Genomic DNA, 22,109 nt, shown 5'->3' on the forward strand with positions numbered 1-22,109 from the left:
TCGCTCCCACAGAGGGGCATGGTTTTTCACGCCGCCGAACGCCGGTTGCGCAACGCCACCGGCCCGGCGCGCTCTTCGATGGCCTGCTTCAGTTCGCCGCGAAGCCCCAGTAGAAAACCCGCTTCCACCACCACAAACAGCGGCCCGACAATCAGCCCGGTGAGGTCGTCGACGAACGCCGGCTTGCGGCCTTCGTAATAGTGGCCGACGAACTGGATCACCCAGCCCACCACAAACATGCCCAGGCCACTGCCCAACCATATCCAGGTGCTTTGCGCGGCGAGCACCTGGCCCAGCCATACCGCCAGGCCCAGGAGCACCGTCATCAGCACCCCCAGGCGCACCTCCAGGCGCAGATAGAACCAGGCACTGGCCACCGCCACCAGCAGCGCCGGCGACACCAGCACCTCGCCCACTGGCCAGCCGGGCCGTGACAGCAGCACGGCGACGGCGACGAAGATCAGCGGAATGCCGATGAAATGGCTGGCGATGTTGCGCGGGTCGCGGTGATAAGCGGCGTATTGACTGAGGTGATCGACGAGGCTTTTCATTGTTGTTCCTCCTGAGGTGATGCCTGCATGATGCCCGGGTACCACAAGGTGTTCTGTCAGTTAGCCGACACTTGCCCCGGAGTTTCCATGAATTCGCATCCCTGGCACTCACACTTGATGGCCGGCCACTGGTACAGCCATCTGCCTGCTGAGTTACAGAATAGTCTGTTGGACATGGCGCGGGTGCGCCACCTGCCGGCGGGCCATCGGCTGTTCCAGCGCGGCGACCCGCCGTGCGGTTTGTATGCCGTGCTGGAAGGTGCGGTGCGCGTCGGTGCGGTGAACGAACAAGGCAAGGAGGCGTTGCTGAGTGTGGTGGAAGCGCCCCACTGGTTCGGTGAAATCAGTCTGTTCGATGGCCAGCCGCGGACCCATGATGCGGTCGTGGTGGGTCAATGTACGCTGCTGCACGTGCCCCAGGCGCCCTTGCTGGCCTTCCTGCAAGCGCAGCCGATCCACTGGCGGCATCTCGCATTGTTGATGAGCCACAAACTGCGCCTGACCTTCATCAACCTCGAACACCTGAGCCTGATGCCCGCCCCGGCCCGCGTGGCCCATCGCCTGCTGCTGATCGCCCAAGGCTACGGCGAAATCGAACCGCCGCGACGGGTCCTGCTACTGCCCCAGGAGCAACTGGCGCTGATGCTCTCGCTGTCACGCCAGACCACCAACCAGATCCTCAAGGACTTGCAGGCCCAGGGCATTCTCCACTTGGGGTATGGCGAGATCGAAATCCTCGACATCGAGCGGCTGCGGGCGCTGACCACAACCTGAACCGGATCTGAACCTTGTGGGCACGAGCCTGCTCGCGATGGGGCCAGTGCAACCCACCCCAATCCCTAGCGCAGCCCATCCCGAAACTGCCCCGGCGTCATCCCGGTCCAGCGCTTGAAGGCACGGCTGAAGCTGCTGGCATCGGCAAAGCCCAGCAGGTAGCTGACTTCACTCAGCGAACATTGCGGATCGCGCAGGTGCAGCAGTGCGAGGTTTTCCCGGCATTCGTTGAGCAGTGCGTCGAAGCGGCAGCCTTCGTCGGCCAGGTGCCTTTGCAGGCTGCGCAGGCTCAGGTGCATGGCCTGGGCGATACGTTCGGCGCTGGGCTCGCCTTCGGGCAGTTGGGCCTCGATGGCCGCGCGTACCTTGCGCTCCCAGGTCAATGGCTTGAGCTGGGCGAGGGTGCGTTCGAGCACCGTTTCGTTGTGTTCGGCCAGTTCCGGGTTGGCGTCGTCCAGGTGGCTGTCGAAATCGCTGAGGTTGAACTCCAGGCAATCCTGGGCGGCACCGAAATGCACTGGCGAGCGGAACACTTTGTGCCATGGGCTGGCGTCCGCGGGTTCCGGCCGCCGCAGGTACACCGCCAGCGGTGCGTAATCGCGGCCGAGGCGGTTGCGACAGGTGCGTACGTAAATCGCCGCGAACGCATCAATCGCTTCGAAGGCCGGGGCAGGACGTCCTGCCGGTACATCGAGGTTGAAGCGGTAGCGGTCTTCGCCACGGCTCAATTGCAAAGTCAGTGCATCGCTGACCACCGGGTGATAGCGCACGATCCGCTCGAACACTTCCCGCAGGCTGCCGCTGGCCACCAGGGCATAACCCAGTGCGTGGAACGTGGTGGGGCTGACGAAGCGCGACACCCGCAGGCCGATGGCCGGGTCGCCGCTGGCCTGCACGGCCAATGCCCACAGGCGGGTGGTGGCCGAGAGCGGGTAGCGGGCGTTCGGGTCGTCCATCCATTGCGGGTCGAGGCCGGCCTCGATGCATAGTGCGTGGCTGTCCAGGCCCAATGCATCGAGCTGCTTGCGCAGGGCGCGGGTCCAGCTGGCGAGGGAGGTCGGTTCCGTCATGGCGATTGGCGCTTGCGGTCAACAGGTTGGCGTTTACGGCTACCACCCCGTGGGGCAACGCCCGGCAGGATGAGCACATCTCTAACAGAGGATGTAAGCCATGCACGGCACTTGCGCAAGCCCCGAGCGATTGAATGCACAACAACGATCGGCCCATATTCGCCAGGTTGTATTGGCCCGGGGCGAGGAGTTGCGTCGGCGCTATCCGATCCTGCGCCACCAGGATGCGTTGGGCGCGGGCATCCTGGCGTTTGCCCTGGCTGGGATGATCGGCTCGGCGCTGCTCTACATCAAGGGTGACCTGGCCGGATGGGCGTGTCTGTTGCTCAACGCGTTTTTCGCGTCGCTGACCCACGAGTTGGAACATGACCTGATCCACAGCATGTATTTTCGCAAGCAACGCCTGCCCCACAACCTGATGATGGGGTTGGTCTGGCTGGCGCGCCCGAGCACGATCAACCCCTGGATCCGCCGCCACCTGCACCTCAACCACCACAAGGTGTCCGGCAGCGAGGCCGACATGGAGGAGCGGGCCATCACCAACGGCGAACCCTGGGGCCTGGCGCGGTTGCTGATGGTCGGCGACAACGTGATGTCGGCCTTCATCCGCCTGTTGCGGGCCAAGACCTGGGCGCATAAGCGCAGCATCCTCAAGCGCACGCTGAAGGTGTATTTCCCGCTGGCGTTGCTGCACTGGGGCGCCTGGTACGTGTTTCTCGGTTTCCACGGGGCCAACGGTCTCGCCAGTCTGCTGGGGACTTCAATCGACTGGTCGACAAGCACGCTGGCGACGATGCAGGTGATCGACATCGCTGCGGTGGTGATCATCGGGCCGAACGTGTTGCGCACCTTTTGCCTGCATTTCGTCAGCTCGAACATGCATTACTACGGCGACATCGAGCCGGGCAATGTCATCCAGCAGACCCAGGTGCTCAACCCTTGGTGGTTGTGGCCGTTGCAGGCGTTCTGCTTCAACTTCGGCAGCAGCCATGGCATTCATCATTTTGTGGTGAAGGAGCCGTTCTACATTCGCCAATTGACGGTGCCGGTGGCGCATAAGGTGATGCGGGAGATGGGCGTGCGGTTCAATGATTTCGGCACGTTCGGGCGGGCGAACCGGTTTGTGCGCCAGGAAGGTGTGGTGCGGGAGGAAGGGGATACGGTTCGGGTTTGAGGCGCACCACTTCAGGGACACACACACAACCTGTGGCGAGGGGATAAATCCCCTCGCCACAGGTGCCCATGTCGGGCCTGAAGAATGAGTCAGAACTGGTAGCTCACCGTCGCCGCTACATTGCGCTCTTCGCCCAGGTAGCAGTAGCTCAGGCTCGCGCACGAGGCGACGTAGCTTTCGTTCGTCAGGTTGTTCGCATTCAGGCGCACATCCACGCCCTTCAAGCCGACCTTGCCCAGGTCATACCCCACCGAAGCGTCGAACAACGTGTAGGACGGCACCTTCATGGTGTTCTCCGCATCGGCCCAGCTATAGCCGACATAGCGCACGCCGCCACCGAGGCGCAGGCCGTCGAGGGTGCCGCTGTCGAATTTGTAGTCAGCCCAGACCGAAGCCATGTGGCGCGGGGCCTGGGTCGGTGAGTTGCCCTTGTTTTCAATGATGTCGGTGGGCGTGCTGAGGGTGCTGACCATCGATTTCGAGTATTCGATATCGGTGAAGGTGTAGCTGCCCAGCACCTTGAACTGCTTAGTCAATTGCAGGTGCGCTTCCAGTTCCAGACCCTGGGAGCGCACGGCCCCGATGGCGCGGTAGAAGTTTTCCTGGGGCAGTTTGGTTGCCAGGTTTTCCTGGTCGATGCGAAACAGCGAGGCTGTGTACAGGTCATCAGTGCCCGGCGGCTGGTACTTCAGGCCCAGTTCCCATTGCTTGCCATCGGTGGGCGGCAGCGGGTTGCCGGCGCTGTCGGCGTAGGCGTTCGGGTTGAACGACTCGGAGTAGCTGATGTACGGCGCCAGGCCATTGTCGAACAGGTACAGCGCTCCGGCGCGGCCGGTGAGCTTGGTGCGTTTGTCGTTGATCTCGGTGCCTTCCGGGCGGCCGAATTCGGCGATGCGATTTTCATCCGAGGTTTGAACCCAGTCCTGGCGCAGGCCGAGGGAGAAGCGCCACTTGTCCATTTCGATCAGGTCTTGCAGGTAGACGCCAGTCTGCTCCAGGCGCCGCAGGTAACTGGTGGGGCTGAAATAGGTGATGGCCGAGTTGCCGTAGACCGGGTCGAAGGCATTGATCGGCGCCAGGCTCCCGCTGGTCCAGTCGACCACGGTTTTGCGCCGCTGATAGTCGGCCCCCATCAGCACGGTGTGCTTGGTTGCGCCAGTGAAAAACTCTGCCTGGAGCATGTTGTCGACGATGAAGGAATGGAGCTTTTCTTCGGCGCCGGTGTAGTAGCGGTTCAGCTCGTTGCTGGTGGGCGTGGTCCAGCCATAGGCGTAGACCTGATCGTTGGTGACGTCGGAGTCCAGGTATCGGAAGTTCTGCCGGGCAGTGAAAACGTCGTTGAAGCGGTGCTCGAACTGGTAGCCGAACGACTGCTGATCGCGTTCGTAACCGTCGACGCCGGGTTCGCCTTCGAAGAAGTGCTCGGAGATCCGCCGGCCGTTGCGCTGATGCAAGGTGCCATCGGCCGGCATGCCACCGTGGTAGCCGCCGTCGGGGTCATGCTGCAGGTACGCCTGGAGCGTCAGCGAGGTGTCCTCGTTGAAGTCGATGTTCACTGTCGGCGCGAGGGCGAAGCGCTTTTCCTTGTTGTGGTCGAACTGGGTGTCGGAGGTGTCCGCCAGGCCGACCAGGCGATAGGTGATGCGTTTGTCGTCATCCACCGGGCCGCTGAAGTCGAATCCCATGCCGCGTTGGCCCTGGGTGCCGACCGTGGCCTGGATCTGGTGATAGGCCTCGTACAGTGGCTTCTTGCTGGTGAGCGCCACCAGGCCACCGGGCGAGCTGCGGCCGTAGAGCACCGAGGACGGCCCCTTGAGAATGTCGACGCGCTCGAGGAAGTACGGATCGACCTGCATGGAGCTGTAGGTGCCGCTGTCGCCCATGGACTTGAGGCCGTCGAGGTAGATGTTATCCACCGAGCCGTCGTTGAAGCCGCGCATCGCCACGTAGTCGTAGCGGTGGGTGGCGCCGTAGGGGTTGGTCAGCACGCCAGGGGTGTAGCGCATGGCCTGGGACACGGTTTGCGCGCCCTGATCATCCATTTGTTCGCGGGTGACCACGGATACGCTCTGGGAGGTTTCCCGCAGGGCGGTACTGGTCTTGGTGGCGACCTGGCTGTGGGTGGCGTTGTAGCCTTCCATGCTGCCCAAGGCGTTACCCAGGGCAAAGCCCTTGATGTCGGTGCTCGGCAGTTCCAGTGTGCTGTCAGGGGTCTCGGTTTGCAGCACGTAGCTGCTGCCATCCTGGCTGACGGCAACCAGTCCCGAGCCGCTGAGCAACTGGCTCAGGGCCTGGTCGGGCGAATACTCCCCCTTGAGCCCCGGCGACTGGACGCCGCCGGTTTGCGTCGGGGTGCTTGCCAGGGTGATGCCGGCCTGGCGGGCGAACTGGTTCAGCACATCGCTCAAGGGGCCTGGGGCAATGTTGTAGCTCTGACGGCTGGCGGTCACGCCGTCCTGTGCGGCCATCGCGAACATCGGCACGACGCTGGCCCCCAGTGCCGTGGAGAACAGCGCGGCATGAATGGCCTGGCGCAACAGGCCCGGTTGCGAAGAGAAACCGAAGGGGTTCTTGAGAAGTACGCGCTCAGTCATTGTAGGTTCCGTTGGAGTCGCTGAAGGCAGATAAGGGTTGCTTACTGTCCTAGCCGGGCGCCGGCCTGAAACCCGCCAAAAAAAATCAGGCCAGGCGTTCCACCGTGACCCACCAGCGGGTTCGATAACGCAGTTGTACCGGGAGCGTGCGTGGCAGGACGGCCAGCAACCTGTCGGTGTCCTCCAAGCGGAAAACCCCCGACAAGCGCAGATCGGCAATCGACGCGGCGCAATTCAAATAGCCAGGTCGGTAGCGTCCTACTTCGTTGAGAAAGTCTTCCAGGCGCATGTTGCGGGTGACGATCAAACCGTCGGCCCAGGCGCCTGCGTCCATGTCCAGCGGCGGTGCCAGGACCGCCGTCGATGGGCTGACCAGGTAGCTTTGCCCAGCTTCGACGTGGATGGGCGAGCCATCGCTGTCGGGGTGCGAACGGATCACGGCCCGGCCGCTGGTGACGCTCAGGCGCGTGCAGTCGCTGTCCTGGCGCACGACGAAGCGCCCCTCCAGTCCTTCGAACAGGCCATGTCGGCTGCGTACCAGCAGTGGGCGCCCCGGGTCGCGGCCACAGGTGACCATGATCTCGCCACGGGCCAGCGTCATCAGGCGCTGCCGGGCGCTGAAGTCCAGGTTGGCAGCGCTGTGGGTATTGAGCTCGAGCCGCGTGCCGTCCGGCAACTGGAAACCTCGGCGCTCACCGGTGGCGGTGGCGAAATCGGCATTCCACGCCTGCCAGCCCAGGTCCTTGCCCAGCCATGCCGCGCCGCTCACCAGGGCGATGCCCGACAGCAGCTTCAGGGCCTGGCGACGACTGAGGCGCTGGGCGCTGTTTTCCAGGGTATCCAGGGCGACATGGGCACCGGGCACTGCCCGCAGGTTGGAGGCCAATTCGCTGTGCAGCGATTGCACCCGTTGCCAGGCCAGTTCGTGTTCGGGGTGGGCGGCGCGCCAGGTGTCGCACTGTTGGCGCAGGGTCGGGTGAGCGGTGTGATTGCGCAGGCGCAGCAGCCAGTTGATCGCCTGCCTGACAACCTGTTGCGACGGGCCGTTGCGGCGATCCTGCAAGTGCTCCGCCGGCTCAGCTTTCATAGCGCAGCACATAGCAGTGGTACAGCGCATCGGCGACGTAGCGCTCCACCGAGCGCAACGAGATGCCCATCTGTTCGGCAATCTGCTTGTACGTCAGGCCTTCGCACTGGGCCAACAGAAAGGCCCTGCGTACTTTCGGCCTGAGGCCTTCGAGCATCCTGGCGATCGCTTCGAGCAGTTCCAGAATCAGGGCCTGGGCTTCAGCGCCAGGAGTTTCGGCTTCCGGCAAGTGAGCTATGGTTTGGAGGTAGGCACGTTCGATTTCTTCTCGCCGCCAATGGTCGATCACCAAGCCTTGGGCGATGGTGCGCAAAAAGGCGCGTGGGGCTCGAAGTTCCAGGCGTTCGCTACGCTGCAACAGGCGTACGAAGGTGTCCTGGGCCAGGTCCGCCGCATCGGCGCCATTGCCCAGCCGGGTGCGCAGCCATGTATTGAGCCAGCCGTGATGCCGGCTGTAGAGCGCCTGTACTGCAAACTCGGGAGATGACATGGACGCGACGGCCTGGATGTTACAAATGATAATAGGTCGCATTGTCATCAGGCGTCGGCGAATTTGCAACCACCGTTCGCCCGCTGTGTCCTCCCGTCGCCTATTTCTCCGGGCCCCTAATTATTTGTACAGGCTTGCCGACAGACTGGTATGCGTGCACCAAAGTGGAGCGTAGTGATAACCGCTCGCACTGCTACATGAAACGTTGCAAACCTGGAATGCACCCCCACTCCTTGCATAAGAAGCCTCATAAATGAATCTAAAGTTCAGCCACAAAATCCTTCTCGCCGCCTCTGGTGTAGTGGTCTTGGCTTTTGCCCTGTTTACCCTCTATAACGACTATTTGCAGCGCAATACCATTGGCAGCAGCCTTGAGTCATCCATCGAGCAATCCGGCGACCTGACGGCCAGTAGCATCCAGAACTGGATGAGTGGGCGGATACTGGTGTTGGAAAACCTGGCGCAAAACATCGCGCATCAGGGCGCCTCTGCCGATCTGCCGGGGCTGGTCGATCAGCCGGCGTTGACGTCGAACTTCCAGTTCACTTATGTGGGCCAGGCCAATGGTGTCTTCACCCAACGTCCTGACGCAAAAATGCCCGACGGTTATGACCCGCGTCAGCGTCCCTGGTACAAACAGGCGGTGACCGCCGATAAAACCATGCTGACGCCACCTTACCTGGCGGCGGTGGGGGGGCTGGTGGTCACCGTTGCCCTGCCGGTGAAGCGCAACGGCGAACTGCTCGGCGTGGTGGGCGGCGACCTGAGCCTGGAAACCCTGGTGAAAATCATCAACTCCGTGGATTTCGGTGGTATCGGCCATGCGTTCCTGGTCAGCAGCGATGGTCAGGTGATCGTCAGCCCGGATAAAGACCAGGTGATGAAGAACCTCAAGGACATCTACCCCGGCACCCCGGTGCGCATCGGCAAGGGTATCCAGGAGGTCGAGCTGAACGGGCAGGACCGCATCCTTTCGTTCACCCCCGTTACCGGCCTGCCGGGCGCCGAGTGGTACATCGGCCTGTCGATCGACAAGGCCAAGGCCTACGCGCCGTTGAGCCAGTTCCGTACGTCTGCGCTGATTGCGATGTTCGTCGCGGTGGCGGCCATTGCCTTGCTGCTGAGCCTGCTGATCCAGGTGCTGATGCGTCCGTTGACCACCATGGGCCGCGCCATGCACGACATCGCCCAGGGCGAAGGCGACCTGACCCGGCGCCTGGTGGTGCAGGGCAAGGATGAGTTCGCGGTGTTGGGTGGTTCGTTCAACCAGTTCGTGGAGCGGATTCACGCCTCGATCGCGGAAGTGTCTTCCGCCACTCGCCAGGTGCATGACTTGTCGCAGCGGGTGATGACCTCGTCCAACGCTTCGCTCGTCGGCTCGGATGAGCAGAGCGCGCGCACCAACAGCGTGGCCGCGGCCATCAACCAGTTGGGCGCCGCGACCCAGGAAATCGCCCGCAATGCCGCCGATGCCTCGCAACAGGCCAGCGGTGCCAGCGAACAGGCCGATGACGGTCGCCAGGTGGTGGAAAAAACCATCCAGGCGATGACCGAGCTGTCCCAGAAGATCAGCCTTTCGTGCACCCAGATCGAAACCTTGAACGCCAGCACCGACAACATCGGGCACATCCTGGATGTGATCAAGGGCATCTCCCAGCAAACCAACTTGCTGGCCCTGAACGCGGCTATCGAAGCGGCCCGTGCCGGTGAAGCCGGCCGTGGTTTTGCGGTGGTGGCCGATGAAGTACGCAACCTGGCGCACCGCACCCAGGAGTCGGCGGAAGAAATCCACAAGATGATCACCTCGCTGCAAGTCGGCTCCCGTGAAGCGGTGACCACGATGAACGCCAGCCAGACCTCCAGCGAAGAAAGCGTGGAGGTGGCCAACCAGGCCGGCCTGCGCCTGGTCAGCGTGACACAGCGCATCGGTGAGATCGACGGCATGAACCAGTCGGTGGCCGCCGCGACCGAAGAACAGACCGCCGTGGTCGAGACCCTCAACATGGACGTCAGCCACATCAACCTGCTGAACCAGCAAAGTGTGGCCAACCTCAATGAAACCCTGAAGGACTGCGATGCCTTGTCCCAACAGGCCAATCGACTGAAGCAACTGGTGGATAGCTTCAAGATCTGACCCCAGTCGCAAACCGAGCCACCGCCATCGCGAGCAAGCTCGCTCCCACAGGGGATTGGCGGTGAGGCTGGATCTTGAGTTCACTGCAACTCAATGTGGGAGCGAGCTTGCTCGCGATGGCGTCGGTAAAGCCACCATCACCGCCAACAGACCCGCCGCTTTCGCGAGCAAGCTCGCTCCCACAAGGGACTGGTGCTTATTTGAACATCCCCTGCACATTTCCCATCGCCACATCGGCGAAGCCCTGGAGGAAGTCCCTGAAGCCCGACGGTGTATGGGCGTCGGTGTGGTCGGCGATGATGGTCCAGGTGGCGCGGCAGCGGTTGTTCGCCAGGGGTTCGACGCGCATGGCCGCCCACAGGTTGTCGATGCCCAGGGTGTTGTAGATCAGCGTCCAGGTCATGTGCATGGCCTGGTCGTCACGGCTGTTGAGCTGTTCCACCACCAGGTTTTGCCCATCGCGGAAGAATTTCTTGCGCAGGGACCTCACGCCCTCGCCGGTCATTTCGATGCGCTCCAGCGCCGGGATGAAGCGGTCGAATCCGCCAAAATCACCCACCACGTTCCAGACGCGTGCCGCGTCGGCCGCGACCTCCACCGAGGTTTCGACCTGGCAGGCGTGGGGGTTTTTGATCAGGGTGTCGGGTTGAAATGCACTCATGGTCTTGCTCCTTGCTTTGGGTTGAGGGTGTTTCAGATGAAGTCGATGGCCTTGAGGTAGTCGGCGCCGCGCCGCAGCAGGGCCGGGGATTTTTCCGGGTAGCTGGCGCCCATCTGCCGCACGCCGGCGCGGGCGTTGTCGTGGCTGATCAGCGAGATATCGCCGATGTCCTCCTCGAAGCCGTTGAGGTAGAAACCCAGCACGCCAAACAACGCATTGTCCGAATCGACCCGAGCCAATTGCCGTTGCCACTCGGCGACGCTGACCAGCGAAAATTCCCGGCCGCTTTCGCGAAACGACGCCACATAAGCGTCCCAGCTCAAAGGCTGTGGGTTGTGCAGGTTGAACACCGCCTGGGTGGGCTGGTAGCGGCTGGCATGGAAGGCGATGAAGCGGGCCAGGAAGTCCACCGGCATCAGGTCGAAATTGAGTGACAGGTCCGGCACCTGGCCGAGCTGGATCGAGCCCTTGAGCATCAGCATCAAGCGATTCTTGTGGGGTTGGCAGACCCCGGTCAGGCTGTTGAAACTGATGTTGCCGGGGCGGAACAGATTGACCCACACCCCTCGATCACGGGCCCGTTGCAGGATCCGTTCGCCGACCCATTTGGACAGGTTGTAGCCGTTCTTGATGTAGATCGGCGGTGTCTCGGCGGCAGGCTGTTCCAGCACCTGGCCGTCGGCATCCAAGGCACTGGAGGCGGACAGCGTGGAGACGAAATTGAAGATTTTCTTGCTGCGCCCTTCACACAGGCGCAGGCATTCGAAGATCGGTTCCACGTTGTCCCGCGCCAGGGATGCATAGTCGAGCACATGGTTGACGTGGGCCGCGTTGTGCACCAGCGCGCCGAAGGTACGGTCGATGCGGGCGTAGACGTCGTCCGGCAGACCCAATTGCGGTTGGGTGATATCGGCGGCGTAGACGCTGACCCGGTCCAGGTCCAGGTGGGTCAGGTGATTGTCCCGCAGGGCCTGGGAGAACCGTTCGGCCGCGCTCTGTTCAGCGCTCGCGCGCACCAGGCACGCGACTTCGGTGGCGCCCCAGGCCAGCAGCGCTTCGACGATGTGCACCCCGAGAAAGCTGTTGGCGCCGGTCACCACCACCTTGTGCACATCGCCGCATTGGCTGATGGGCAGCGGATCAAGGTTGATCTGGGCCTCGGCATCGATGAAGGCCTGGGGGCTGAGGACCGATGCGTTGCTGTGTTCCGGGTCGTCCAGCAACTTCGCCAGGGTCATCAGCGTGGGCGCTTCGATGAAGCGGTTGATCGACAGGCTGCGGCCGAACGTCTGGCGAATGCTCAGCAACAGTCGCGACAACAGGATCGAATGCCCACCGAGGTTGAAGAAGCTTTCGTCGGTGGCGATGTCGTCGACCGGCAGTTCAAGCAGCTCGGCCCACAGGTGCTGCAGTTGTGTCTCCAGGGCGTTCTGCGGCTGGCGCCGCTGGCCGTCGACGTGCACCTGCACCGCCATGGCGAGCAATGCCCGGCGATCGACCTTGCCATTGCTGGTGTAGGGCAGGTTGGGCAATTCGACGTAGGCTGTCGGGTGCATGTAGCTGGGCAAGCTGTTCTGCACATGCTCGCGCAGCGCCTGGAGGGCAGCGCCGGGGTGCGCGGGGTCGGGGTGAACCAGGAACGCCAGGATCCGCCGCCGCTCATCGACCCCTACCGCCACTTGGCGAAACAACTGGCTTTCCCGCAGGCAGTGCTCGATTTCCTCGGGCTCGACTCGAAAGCCGCGGATCTTCACCTGGTTATCGCGGCGGCCACACAGTTCGATGCCGTTGTCGGTCCACTGGCCGATATCACCCGTGCGATAAACCCGCAGCACCTGCCCGGTGGGCAGTGTCAGGTCGAGGTAGCGCGCCGCGGTCAGTGTCGGGTCATTCAAATAACCCAGCCCGACACCCGGGCCGGCGATGTACAGCTCGCCGGGGGCACCTTGGGGAACCGGTTGTAGCTGTTCGTCCAGGATCAGCACCCGGCCATTGGCGATGGGCACGCCGAGGTTGCGGTTGTTGTCGCCGACGCCGAACTGTCGTGTGGTCGCCAGCACTGTGGTTTCGGTCGGGCCGTAGATGTTGTGGAACTGGCATTGTGGCGCGAGCTGTTCGATCACGAACGGCTCGCAGACATCGCCCCCGGTGATCAGATGCGCCAGGCCCAGCGGTGCATCCAGCGGCATGACGCTCAGCAGCGCAGGCGGCAGAAAGGCGTGGCTGATGTGCTGCTGGTGAATCAACGCGACCAATTGCTGCGGATCGCGGCGCTGGTCTTCGCTGGGTACCACCAGCAAGGCGCCGTGGATGAACGTCGGCAGGATATCCAGCAGCGACGCATCAAAGTTGATGGTGGAAAACTGCAACGCCCGGCTGTCGCGCTGCAACCCGACGTAGTCGCCGTACCAGGCACAGAAATGACTGAGGTTGCGGTGGCTGAGCAACACGCCCTTGGGCTGGCCGGTGGTGCCAGAGGTGTAGATCGCCACCGCCGGTTCGTCGCCGTCCACCACGCGCCGGATCAGCGAGGCCGGGAGGCCGGGCTTGGGTGCCGGCAATCGCAGCACATCCAGCGTCGGCAGCGCGAGCTCGCCCAGGTCATTGTCGCCGTCGTGCAGCAGCAGGTCCGCCTTGGCGTTCTCCAGAATGAAGCGCCGACGTTGCGCCGGGTGTTGCGGGTCCAGCGGCAAGTACACCGCCCCGCAACCCAGCACCGCCAGGATCGCCGCATACAGGTGCGCGGACTTGGGCAGACACACCGCAATCACCTTTTGCGAGCTACGCTGGTGGGAGCAGGGCTTGCCCGCGATAAACGATGACTCGGTCTGGTTGGGTACCGCTGTGTCTGTATCGCGGGCAAGCCTTGCTCCCACAGGCCTTGCCTGCTCGGAGTCTGCGCGTTCCAACCGTTCCAGCACCGCCTGCTGCACCCTTAGCGTCAGGCTGCGCAAGGCCTTGTAGTCGATGAGCTGCCCATCGACCCACAGGGCCGGTTGCGCCGCGTCGTCGAGCATGCGCTGTTCAATGCTGTGCATCACCGGCACATCGGCGGCGGCGAGCAGCCAGGGTACTGGCGGCCGATTGAGGCCGTGCTCGAACGCCAGCGGCTCCAGCGCGTCGAGCCCGAGCAGGGGCTGCTCGACAGCGTCAGCGTGTACCGTCGGCCAGTGATCGAAGCAGCTTTCATCCCGGGACAGGTGGCTGACCAGTCGTGCACTGCTCTCGACCAGTGTCGCCAGTGTACGCAGGCGCAAGGATTGACCGTTGCCATCGCGTTGCGGCGCGATCACTTCCTGGCACAACAACCGCTGCGCACCGTCGCGAAAGACCAGCACCGGTTGCGGCAATGCCTCGCCGGGCAGCGTGCATAGCGCCACGCGGATCTGGAGGCTTGAGCGGGCTTCAAACGCTCGCGGTGTCGTCCCGTCGTCGATCAACAGGTCGACCGCGTCGTGGCCGGCTGGCGATTGCCGAGCCACACCGTGGCCGTGCAGTTCCAGCTCCTTGGCCAGTTCGGTCATGGCCTGGCTGGTGCCAGGCACTGCAATGTCGAGGCGTCTCATCGAAAGGTCCTCATGGGGTCAGGTAATCAGCGAGGGCGTCGCGTACGCAGGGGGACGCGAGCATCGAGCTGCCGCGCAAGAAACGCGTGATGTTGCCCACCAACGGGTGAAAACGATTGATGGGGTAGGTCAGCGCACTGGCGTCTTCACGCAGCGATTGGCGTACCGATTCGTCGACGGGCAGGTGTGCGATCAGCTCGAAGTCGAACGCCTGTTGCAGGTCGCTCGCCAGGTACTGGACGATGAACCCGGGCATCAAGCGGGCAATCGCCGCACGGTCCTCTTCGGGCGCGGTGCGCCAGTAGATCTGCACCAGTCGCGTCCAGAAGCCGGAGTGGCGGCCTTCGTCGAGCAAGTGGTCGGCCATCAACCCTTTGATCGAGGCCTTGACCGAGTCGTCCCGGGCGAAGGCGGCCACTTCGTTGGTCACAGTGTTCTCGGCGATGGCGATACAGATCAGCTCCACCGCGCTCAGCAGATGTTCCGGTGCCTGGGCCAGGGTCGCGGGTATGGCGCGGCTGAGTTCGATCTGCCCGGGCAAGGGGATCGGTTCGATGCCGGTCATGTCGATGGTTTGCTGCATGAAGTCCATCGCCACCAGTGCGTGGTAATCCTCGTCCACCACCACGGTCATCGCGTCGTAGCGGCAGGCGAACGGGAATTCGATGCCGAAGCGGTTCTTGGCAATGCGGCGGGCGGTGTGGTCCACCAATTCGGTTTCGAAAATCACCACGTCATTGATGAATTTGTAGAGGCTCTGCACCAGCACGAAGTCGCGTAACTGCGCGCAGTGGCTGAGGAAGGTCTGGCTGTGCACCAGCGGCTGGCGGCTCATGGGAAAGATCAGCTTGTCGTCGTCTTCGACCCGGCGCCGCGGCCGGGTACGGATCGTGGCGCGGCTTTCCCAGGCGTCGGCGAAGGATTGGTAGGGGATGGCGTTCATGGCATCACCTGCGCAACCGGTTGAGCCATGCTCTGGCGCAAGCCATCCCACAAGGCCGCGCGGCTATGGACAGCGGCGAGCGCGGCGGCCAGCACTTCGGTTTCGCGCTGCGGGTCACCATCGATCAGCCGGGCCAACAACTTTTCTGCCGCCGGGCCATGGTCTTCTGAATCGACTTCGATGTGCCGTTGCAGGTAGTAACGAAAGGTCGGCGCCTGATCCAGGCCAATGCCCCACGCGTCGAGCATGCGCTGGAACATCTGCGGGATGACACTCTCGCGACCGTGCACGAAGGCTGCTGCCACACTGTGGGCCGGGGCGTGCAGGGCGGTGTGCAACGTCTGGCGGACGAACCGCGCCGCCGCCGGCTCGACCTCGACGCTGTCCAGCGCTGTCTCGGGGCTGACGCCTTCCTGTTGCAAGGTGATGAACTGCTCGATTGCGCGGGTATCGGCGCCGATTTCCCGCATGGCGTCCAGGTACAGTTCGAAATGGCTGCAATAGCCGGCGCCGGGGCGGTCATCCGACTCTTCCCCCAACACGATTTCATTGATCAGGCGGGCTGCGTGTGGGTCGGCCGGGGGCAGCCAGGGCAGGTGGACGCAGGTGAGTTCGCGTTGCAGTCGTTTGGTCAGCGACATGAAGTCCCAGACGGCAAAGACATGGCTTTCCATAAAGCGGCGTAATAGATCGATTGATGTAATCTCGGAAAAAACCGGGTGTTGTCCAAGTTCGTGTTTTTTCAGAGATAGTTGTTCTTTGGATGGCTGCATTGGAACGTCCTCATCAATGATGTCTTGTCCGGAAGGCGGCTCGTTATTTAATGAGGGCGAGCGGGTGCCTGAACCGGAATCCATGAATTGCCAGAATGGTTTAAGTGTTCTCTTTTAATCGTGTTTTCGACTCGCATTGCCCTTGTTTGCTGGGGTTTGGCGAGCCTTGAGAGCCGTTGGTAACGCGGCGATTAAAAAACTAATACAGGCGGCAAGTGAGCGGCAAGTATTATTTTAATTATTTAAAGTTGAAGTTTTATTTGGCGCGAAGAGGGTTTTTAAAACTTTTTATATAAGTTTTATTGGGGCGAAGAAGCTCCTTCCGATTGGGCGAGATCAGAATCGAATAGTTCGAGTGAATGCCTCACTCGGAGCACTTCAGGGATCGGGGGGTTACGAAGTTTTATGTTATGGGCAGGACATCGGTCGGACATCCGATCATCCCGCCGGTTGGACGACGCTCCTTGCGTATTGGCTTCGATCCGTCTGGCCTCAGCCAGACGCTGACTTCTTCAGGTCTGTTTTGAATCGACAAGCGCAAGAGTGAGCCCAAATCGATGGCAGTGCCATTGAACTGATGGGGCGACGAGTCGCGGCCACGGCCAAGCCGCGCCGCGCAGGTGACGAGTGAGTCGGAAGGATATGTAAGAAATTTTTACGCCGGATGGAGCGCCGGCGGCGGATCAAAGCTTCGACGACTGTTCCAGGTACCGGCGCATGGTCACTGAGGCTTTTTCCAGGTGCCGTTCCAGCAGGGCGACTGCTGTATCGACATCCCTGGCCGCAGCGGCGGCGAGAATGGCGCGGTGATCGTCCTGAGTCAGCTTGCCCAGCCCCATGGAGGAGAGATGGAAACGCAAGAAGCGCTCTTCTTCGTTGAGTTCGTGCTCGATCAGGTCCAGCAGCTTGCCGTTAGGCGCCTTGTGATAAAGCGACATGTGGAACAACCGATTGAGCTTGGCGATTTCAGCGTATTCGGTTTGTATTTCCAACTGTTCGATGTACTGGGCTGCCAGCGTCAAATCGTCGTCATCGAGCAGGGGAATGGACAAGCGCAAGGCGAAAGCTTCCAGGACTGCGCGTAAGGCGTAGGTCTCGACGGCATTGCTGGTGATCAGCGGAGCCACCACGGCCCCTTTGTGCTGGACCACATTGAGCAATGACTGTGCCTCGAGCTGACGCAACGCCTCGCGGACCGGCATGCGGCTCACGCCGAACAGGTCGGCCAGCTCCTGTTGGCGCAGGGCGGTGCCGCTGGGCAGGCGCCCGTCGAGGATGGCCTCGCGCAGGGAGCTTTCGATGATCGAGCGTGCCTGGTCCGCAGGGATGGGGCCGTTGATCTGAATAGTGCTTAACGGTTTGGGCTTCTGTGTCACGACAAGGCACCCTGATTGGTCATGAAAATTGGATCCAGGCTCACGTTAGTGACAGGTTGGCGAACCGTCAAAATCTCTCGACCGGAGGTTCCTGAACTAAAGTTTAGTCTGCCTGCGGTGATCGCACCTTGCCATTGTCTTTTAGTGGGCCAGGCGTCACCATCCAACGAGTTTCCAACGACCCTTTTCGGACGTATTTCCCTTGGCTGCACCTTTCCCAGTCCTCAGGTCCTTGCGCTGGCTGTGTTCGGCATTGCTGCTGGCCGGCCTGACGCTGGGCAGCCTGCAGGCCGACTGGGACTTTGCGCAGATCAGCCGGCGGGCGCAAGCGTTATATGGACCACTGGGTGAGGGGCAGCAGCGTATCGACGCCTGGCAGCAATTGCTGGCGACCCGCAAACAGATCCCGGAACTGGAACAGCTCAAGGTAGTGAACCTGTTTTTCAACAAGCAGGTGCGCTACGTGGAGGACATCGACCTGTGGCGTGAGGTCGACTATTGGGAAACCCCGATCCAGGCCCTGTGGAAGGGCGCCGGCGATTGTGAGGACTACGCCATCGCCAAGTATTTCAGCCTGCGTCATCTCGGGGTGTCCAGTGACAAGCTGCGCATCACCTACGTCAAGGCGTTGCGGCAGAACCGAGCACACATGGTGCTGACCTATTACGCCACGCCCGAGGCGATGCCGCTGGTGCTCGACAGCCTGATCGACGGTATCCAGCCGGCCAGCCAGCGAACCGACTTGCTCCCGGTCTACTCTTTCAATGCCGAAGGGTTGTGGCTGCCGGGCGCCAAGGGCAACAAGAAAGTGGGTGACACCAAGCGCCTGTCCCGGTGGCAGGATGTGTTGAAAAAAATGCAGGCCGAAGGTTTTCCGGTCGAGACGACTAACTAGGAGCGCGCGCTCAGATGTCCTTGTTCAAACAGCTGTTGATCGCTATCTGTCTGTTCCTGGTGGTTGCCTTTAGCGGCAGCTTCATGGTCAGCCTGGAGAGCTCGCGGGCCCAGTACGTCAACCAGTTGCGCTCCCACGCCCAGGATGCGGCCACGGCACTGGCCCTGTCGCTGACGCCGAACATCGACGACCCGGCGATGGTGGAGCTGATGGTCAGCTCGATCTTCGACAGCGGCTACTACGCCAGCATCCGCGTGGTCGACGTGGCCACCGACAAGACCCTGGTCGAGCGCACCGGCACGCCGGACGCTGGCAGCGTGCCGCAATGGTTCGTCAAGCTGATCGGCCTGGAACCGGCCGGTGGCGATGCTATCGTCAGCCGCGGTTGGGAGCAGGCGGCGCGGGTCGAAGTGATCAGCCACCCGATGTTCGCCCTCGCCAAGCTGTGGCAGAGCGCGTTGGGCAGCCTGGGCTGGCTGTTGCTGTGCGGCGCCGTGAGCGCGGTGCTGGGGGCCTTGCTGCTGCGTCGCCAGCTCAAGCCGCTGGACTATATGGTGCATCAGTCCCATGCCATTGCCCGACGTGAGTTCCTGAGCCTGCCGGAGTTGCCGCGCACGCCTGAACTGCGGCGGGTGGTGCAGGCGATGAACCAGATGGTCGAAAAGCTCAAGGCGTTGTTCCAGGAGCAGGCCGAGCGCAGCGAGAAGCTACGCATCGAGTCCTACCAGGACAACCTCACGGGCCTGGCCAACCGGCGCTATTTCGAAATGCAGCTCAATGCCCGGGTGAGCAACCCGGAGCAGGCCAGTTCCGGTTATCTGCTGTTGTTGCGGGTCAAGGACCTGGCCGGTTTGAACCAGCGGCTGGGCGGGCAGCGCACCGACCAGTTGCTCCAGGCCGTGGGCGAGCAATTGCAGCGCGAGTGCGCCCGCTATCCGGAAACCCATAACCTGGTCACGCGTATTCGCGGCGGTGAGTTCGCGGTGCTGGCACCTGGGCTGGTGCGCGAGGAAGCGCTGCAACTGGCGCAGAACCTTGAGGCGGCGTTGGCGAGCCTGCATGCGACCGGCGCGACGGATGTGGCGTCGGTGGCGTCCATCGGTCTGGCGCCGTTCGTCCATGGCGACTCGCCGCACGCGGTGCTCCAGCTCGGTGACCAGGCCCTGGCCCAGGCCGAAAGCCAGGGCGAACCGGGTTGGGCTTGCCTGGACCACAGTGCGTCAGCCAGTGTCGGGGACGATCACCATGCCTGGCACACACTGCTTGACCAGGCCTTGAATCATCAGCGCTTCGAGCTGTACTTCCAGCCGGTGGTGGCGGCCCAGGACACCCAGGTGGTGCTGCATTACAAAGTGCTGTCGCGGCTGCTGGACGAGCAGGGCCAGACCATCCCCGCCGGGCGTTTCCTGCCTTGGCTGGAGCGCTTCGGCTGGACCGCGCGCCTGGACCGCTTGATGCTCGAACAGGTGCTCAGGCAAATGGCCGGGCATGAGCAATCCCTGGCGTTGAACCTGTCTTCGGCGACCTTGGCCGATCCGCAGGCGCTGAACAAGATCTTTGAAATCCTGCGGGCGCATTCCAACCTTGGGCCGCGCTTGACCCTGGAGATTGGTGAAGAGCAATTGCCGGAGCAAGCGGTGCTGGAGCAGTTGACCCGGCATTTGCGTGAGCTTGGCTTCTCCCTGAGCTTGCAGCGTTTCGGTGGGCGGTTCAGCATGATCGGCAACTTGTCGCGGTTGGGGTTGGCCTATCTGAAAATCGATGGCAGCTATATTCGGGCCATCGACCAGGAGAGTGACAAGCGTCTGTTCATTGAGGCGATTCAGCGGGCGGCTCACAGTATTGACCTGCCGTTGATTGCTGAGCGGGTTGAGACGGAGGGGGAGTTGGCGGTGATTCGGGAGATGGGGTTGTTTGGGGTGCAGGGGCAACTGGTGGGTGAGCCTAAGCGTTGGGGGTGAGGCTTCTGATCGAGTACATATCCGTTTCTGCGGTAACGGCCACTTAGGGTTCCGCCCTTACGGCGGGTCACTTTTGGCAAACGCCCCAAAAGTAACCAAAAGGTCTGTGCCCCACCACTCGGCACCTCGCCTAGGCTCGGTGTGCCCTCACTCCGGCATTGCTCCGTGGGCCCGCCGCGAAGGGCCATCCATGGCCCAGCGCGGCTATCCCGGCATCCATGCCGGGATGCCCACTCCACAATACCTGCGTTCGGCCAGCGTGGTTAACGGGGCCCCAAGATCAACGTCCACCGCGAGGCGGCCTGATAGCCGACCTGGCGCTCTCAGGTGTACGCCAATCCCATTGTGGGAGCGGGCTTGCTCGCGAAGGCGGCCTTATAGCCGGCCTGGCGCTCTCAGGTGTACACCAATCTCATTGTGGGAGCGGGCTTGCTCGCGAAGGCGGCCTTATAGCCGGCCTGGCTCTTCCGGTCGTACACCTGTCCAATCTGTGGGAGCAGAGCTTGCTCGCGAGGCGGCCTGATAGCCGACCTGGCTCTTCCGGTCGTACACCTGTCCAATCTGTGGGAGCAAAGCTTGCTCGCGAGGCGGCCTTATAGCCGGCCTGGCTCTCCCGGTCGTACACCTGTCCGATCTGTGGGAGCAAAGCTTGCTCGCGAGGCGGCCTGATAGCCGGCCTGGCTCTCCGGCCATTCCCCCGATCCAATTGTGGGAGCGAGCCTGCTCGCGAAGGCGGCGACACATTCAGCATTGATGCAAGCAGGCCGACCGCTATCGTGAGCAAGCTCGGCTCCCACAGGTTCGGCGGTGGACACTGAACTTATAAACGACCAAAAACTATGTGGGAGCGAGCTTGCTCGCGATAGCGCAGTGTCATGCAACAAGGATGCAAGCTGAACAGACGCTTTCGCGAGCAAGCCCGCTCCCACAGGGGGAAACGCGGTCTCACCAAGAACCAGGTCGGCTACTAGGCCGCCTCGTGGTGGACGTTGATCTCGGCGCCCCGTTAACCACGATGGCCGAACGCAGGCATTGCGCAGTGGGCACCTCGGCATGGATGCCGAGGTAGCCGCGCTGGGCCATGGATGGCCCTTCGCGGCGGCCCACGGAGCAATGCCTTCGTTCGGGCATGCCGAGCCTAGGCGAGGCACCGAGTGGTGGGGCAAAGCGTTTTTGGTTACTTTTGGCGCTCTTCCAAAAGTGACCCGCTGTAAGAGCGGAACCGCCAGTGGCCGTTACCGCAGAAACGGATATACACCCCCCTCTAAAAGTAAGGTCCTAGGAGATTTCCTTCGAGTTGTAGCGAACTTGGTGAACTTGTCCGGCATCTGCCTCGTGGCTAGTCTGGGTTTGTCACCGAAAAAACGGTGACACGGACGTGCAAGTCCGAACAAACTGTTTAGGATGCGACGCTACATCGCTCAGGGGCTTTCTTCTGCTCACTGGCTTTATGGCGGCTGCACGCAGGAGATCCTTGGATCTGCTGGGTGTCCTAAACAGACCCGGTCTTGCACACCTGCGTACGGCCGCCACCCTCATTCGCGTGCAAGCGAACGGTGACGGTTTCCACTTATCTGTTTAGGAAATCTCTAATGTTCAAGGTCACTCCGAATCCGCCAGAAAACCCTGGCAACATCTCCGGCAAATCCTCGAAATCCAAAAAACTCGACGAAGCCGCCGAGCGCGTCCTCGACTATTACCTCAATCCCAAACCAACCGACGAAGCCTCGGGGAAAAACCAAACCGCCCAGCTCTTCATGGTCTCCCCGGACATCGACACCGAAACCCTCCTGGCCAACGCCTCCGAAGACTTGCTATCCATCAGCGCCATCGCCGCCGACCTGGCTGACGACGTCGACGGCTCACGCCGCAGCGTGATCCTGGCGATCAGCCGAATGGCCGATGGGGTGCATTTGCTGGTGGAGCGGGCAATGGATCGGCTGGAGGTTCAAACGGCGGGCTGACAGGCCTGCGGTGAATTGAAGATCGCCTTCGCGAGCAGGCTCGCTTGTATGGTAGGACTTGAAGGGAGGAGGAGGGACAAGGCTCGATTCTGACTG

At 62.2% G+C, this 22,109-nt stretch carries 16 protein-coding genes; 6 read left to right on the forward strand and 10 right to left on the reverse strand.

The window, feature by feature from the left end; translation table 11 throughout:
- Positions 1–26: 26 nt before the first annotated feature.
- Positions 27–551, reverse strand: a complete 525-nt coding sequence (locus ACMTA2_RS02030; RefSeq protein WP_413793498.1) for an Mpo1 family 2-hydroxy fatty acid dioxygenase — start codon at positions 549–551, stop codon at positions 27–29.
- An 87-nt stretch (positions 552–638) separates the two neighbouring features.
- Between ACMTA2_RS02030 and ACMTA2_RS02035 the strand changes: the two genes are divergently transcribed.
- A complete protein-coding gene (locus ACMTA2_RS02035) occupies positions 639–1,325 on the forward strand; it encodes a Crp/Fnr family transcriptional regulator (protein WP_413793499.1) in 687 nt (228 codons plus the stop codon).
- Between the two features lie 65 nt (positions 1,326–1,390).
- Here the strand turns inward: ACMTA2_RS02035 and ACMTA2_RS02040 are convergent, their stop codons facing one another.
- Positions 1,391–2,395 (reverse strand): AraC family transcriptional regulator, encoded by a 1,005-nt coding sequence (locus ACMTA2_RS02040; RefSeq protein WP_413793500.1) that lies wholly within the window; start codon positions 2,393–2,395, stop codon positions 1,391–1,393.
- Between the two features lie 100 nt (positions 2,396–2,495).
- On the opposite strand from ACMTA2_RS02040, the gene ACMTA2_RS02045 reads away from it, so the two are divergent.
- Positions 2,496–3,569, forward strand: a complete 1,074-nt coding sequence (locus ACMTA2_RS02045) for a fatty acid desaturase (protein WP_413793501.1) — start codon at positions 2,496–2,498, stop codon at positions 3,567–3,569.
- An 89-nt stretch (positions 3,570–3,658) separates the two neighbouring features.
- Here ACMTA2_RS02045 and ACMTA2_RS02050 read toward each other — a convergent pair whose 3' ends face one another.
- The 3 genes from ACMTA2_RS02050 to ACMTA2_RS02060 all read right to left on the reverse strand — a co-directional run bounded on the left by ACMTA2_RS02050 (position 3,659) and on the right by ACMTA2_RS02060 (position 7,740).
- On the reverse strand, positions 3,659–6,163 hold the full coding sequence (locus tag ACMTA2_RS02050) for a TonB-dependent siderophore receptor (protein WP_413793502.1): 2,505 nt from the start codon (positions 6,161–6,163) through the stop codon (positions 3,659–3,661).
- A gap of 85 nt (positions 6,164–6,248) precedes the next feature.
- Entirely contained in the window at positions 6,249–7,250 is a 1,002-nt protein-coding gene (locus ACMTA2_RS02055) for a FecR domain-containing protein (protein ID WP_413793503.1), read from the reverse strand.
- Entirely contained in the window at positions 7,240–7,740 is a 501-nt protein-coding gene (locus tag ACMTA2_RS02060; RefSeq protein ID WP_413793504.1) for a sigma-70 family RNA polymerase sigma factor, read from the reverse strand. The genes ACMTA2_RS02055 and ACMTA2_RS02060 overlap by 11 nt, the downstream gene beginning before the upstream one ends.
- Before the next feature lie 253 nt (positions 7,741–7,993).
- On the opposite strand from ACMTA2_RS02060, the gene ACMTA2_RS02065 reads away from it, so the two are divergent.
- Positions 7,994–9,874, forward strand: coding sequence for a methyl-accepting chemotaxis protein (locus ACMTA2_RS02065; RefSeq protein ID WP_413793505.1), 1,881 nt, complete (start codon positions 7,994–7,996; stop codon positions 9,872–9,874).
- Positions 9,875–10,070: 196 nt separating this feature from the next.
- Here the strand turns inward: ACMTA2_RS02065 and ACMTA2_RS02070 are convergent, their stop codons facing one another.
- From ACMTA2_RS02070 to ACMTA2_RS02090, 5 genes are all read right to left on the reverse strand, one after another.
- A complete protein-coding gene (locus ACMTA2_RS02070) occupies positions 10,071–10,535 on the reverse strand; it encodes an SRPBCC family protein (protein WP_413793506.1) in 465 nt (154 codons plus the stop codon).
- A gap of 32 nt (positions 10,536–10,567) precedes the next feature.
- A complete protein-coding gene (locus tag ACMTA2_RS02075) occupies positions 10,568–14,101 on the reverse strand; it encodes a non-ribosomal peptide synthetase (protein WP_413793507.1) in 3,534 nt (1,177 codons plus the stop codon).
- A gap of 10 nt (positions 14,102–14,111) precedes the next feature.
- Positions 14,112–15,044, reverse strand: a complete 933-nt coding sequence (locus tag ACMTA2_RS02080) for a diiron oxygenase (RefSeq protein ID WP_413793508.1) — start codon at positions 15,042–15,044, stop codon at positions 14,112–14,114.
- Entirely contained in the window at positions 15,041–15,817 is a 777-nt protein-coding gene (locus tag ACMTA2_RS02085; protein ID WP_158457536.1) for a DUF3050 domain-containing protein, read from the reverse strand. Before ACMTA2_RS02085 ends, ACMTA2_RS02080 begins: the two co-directional genes overlap by 4 nt.
- A gap of 683 nt (positions 15,818–16,500) precedes the next feature.
- Positions 16,501–17,193 carry a GntR family transcriptional regulator gene (locus ACMTA2_RS02090; protein ID WP_413793509.1) on the reverse strand — a complete coding sequence of 231 codons (693 nt, stop codon included), beginning with the start codon at positions 17,191–17,193 and terminating at the stop codon, positions 16,501–16,503.
- A gap of 202 nt (positions 17,194–17,395) precedes the next feature.
- Here ACMTA2_RS02090 and lapG point away from each other — a divergent pair, with 202 nt between their 5' ends.
- From lapG to ACMTA2_RS02105, 3 genes are all read left to right on the forward strand, one after another.
- Entirely contained in the window at positions 17,396–18,088 is a 693-nt protein-coding gene (lapG, locus tag ACMTA2_RS02095) for a cysteine protease LapG (protein ID WP_413793510.1), read from the forward strand.
- Between the two features lie 14 nt (positions 18,089–18,102).
- A complete protein-coding gene (gene lapD, locus ACMTA2_RS02100; protein ID WP_413793511.1) occupies positions 18,103–20,049 on the forward strand; it encodes a cyclic di-GMP receptor LapD in 1,947 nt (648 codons plus the stop codon).
- 1,592 nt (positions 20,050–21,641) lie between these two features.
- Entirely contained in the window at positions 21,642–22,013 is a 372-nt protein-coding gene (locus ACMTA2_RS02105) for a DUF6124 family protein (RefSeq protein ID WP_413793512.1), read from the forward strand.
- Positions 22,014–22,109 lie beyond the last annotated feature (96 nt).

The organism is Pseudomonas medicaginis (assembly GCF_965119365.1).
Taxonomy (GTDB): Bacteria; Pseudomonadota; Gammaproteobacteria; order Pseudomonadales; family Pseudomonadaceae; genus Aquipseudomonas.

Excerpts from the sequence above, each read along its gene's own strand:
- ACMTA2_RS02080 (WP_413793508.1), bottom strand. The coding sequence starts at position 15,044 with ATGAACGCCATCCCCTACCAATCCTTCGCCGACGCCTGGGAAAGCCGC.
- ACMTA2_RS02085 (WP_158457536.1), bottom strand. The coding sequence starts at position 15,817 with ATGCAGCCATCCAAAGAACAACTATCTCTGAAAAAACACGAACTTGGA.
- ACMTA2_RS02075 (WP_413793507.1), bottom strand. The coding sequence starts at position 14,101 with ATGAGACGCCTCGACATTGCAGTGCCTGGCACCAGCCAGGCCATGACC.
- ACMTA2_RS02040 (WP_413793500.1), bottom strand. The coding sequence starts at position 2,395 with ATGACGGAACCGACCTCCCTCGCCAGCTGGACCCGCGCCCTGCGCAAG.
- ACMTA2_RS02050 (WP_413793502.1), bottom strand. The coding sequence starts at position 6,163 with ATGACTGAGCGCGTACTTCTCAAGAACCCCTTCGGTTTCTCTTCGCAA.
- ACMTA2_RS02060 (WP_413793504.1), bottom strand. The coding sequence starts at position 7,740 with ATGTCATCTCCCGAGTTTGCAGTACAGGCGCTCTACAGCCGGCATCAC.
- ACMTA2_RS02065 (WP_413793505.1), top strand. The coding sequence starts at position 7,994 with ATGAATCTAAAGTTCAGCCACAAAATCCTTCTCGCCGCCTCTGGTGTA.
- ACMTA2_RS02030 (WP_413793498.1), bottom strand. The coding sequence starts at position 551 with ATGAAAAGCCTCGTCGATCACCTCAGTCAATACGCCGCTTATCACCGC.
- lapD (WP_413793511.1), top strand. The coding sequence starts at position 18,103 with ATGTCCTTGTTCAAACAGCTGTTGATCGCTATCTGTCTGTTCCTGGTG.
- ACMTA2_RS02055 (WP_413793503.1), bottom strand. The coding sequence starts at position 7,250 with ATGAAAGCTGAGCCGGCGGAGCACTTGCAGGATCGCCGCAACGGCCCG.
- ACMTA2_RS02035 (WP_413793499.1), top strand. The coding sequence starts at position 639 with ATGAATTCGCATCCCTGGCACTCACACTTGATGGCCGGCCACTGGTAC.
- ACMTA2_RS02105 (WP_413793512.1), top strand. The coding sequence starts at position 21,642 with ATGTTCAAGGTCACTCCGAATCCGCCAGAAAACCCTGGCAACATCTCC.
- ACMTA2_RS02045 (WP_413793501.1), top strand. The coding sequence starts at position 2,496 with ATGCACGGCACTTGCGCAAGCCCCGAGCGATTGAATGCACAACAACGA.
- ACMTA2_RS02070 (WP_413793506.1), bottom strand. The coding sequence starts at position 10,535 with ATGAGTGCATTTCAACCCGACACCCTGATCAAAAACCCCCACGCCTGC.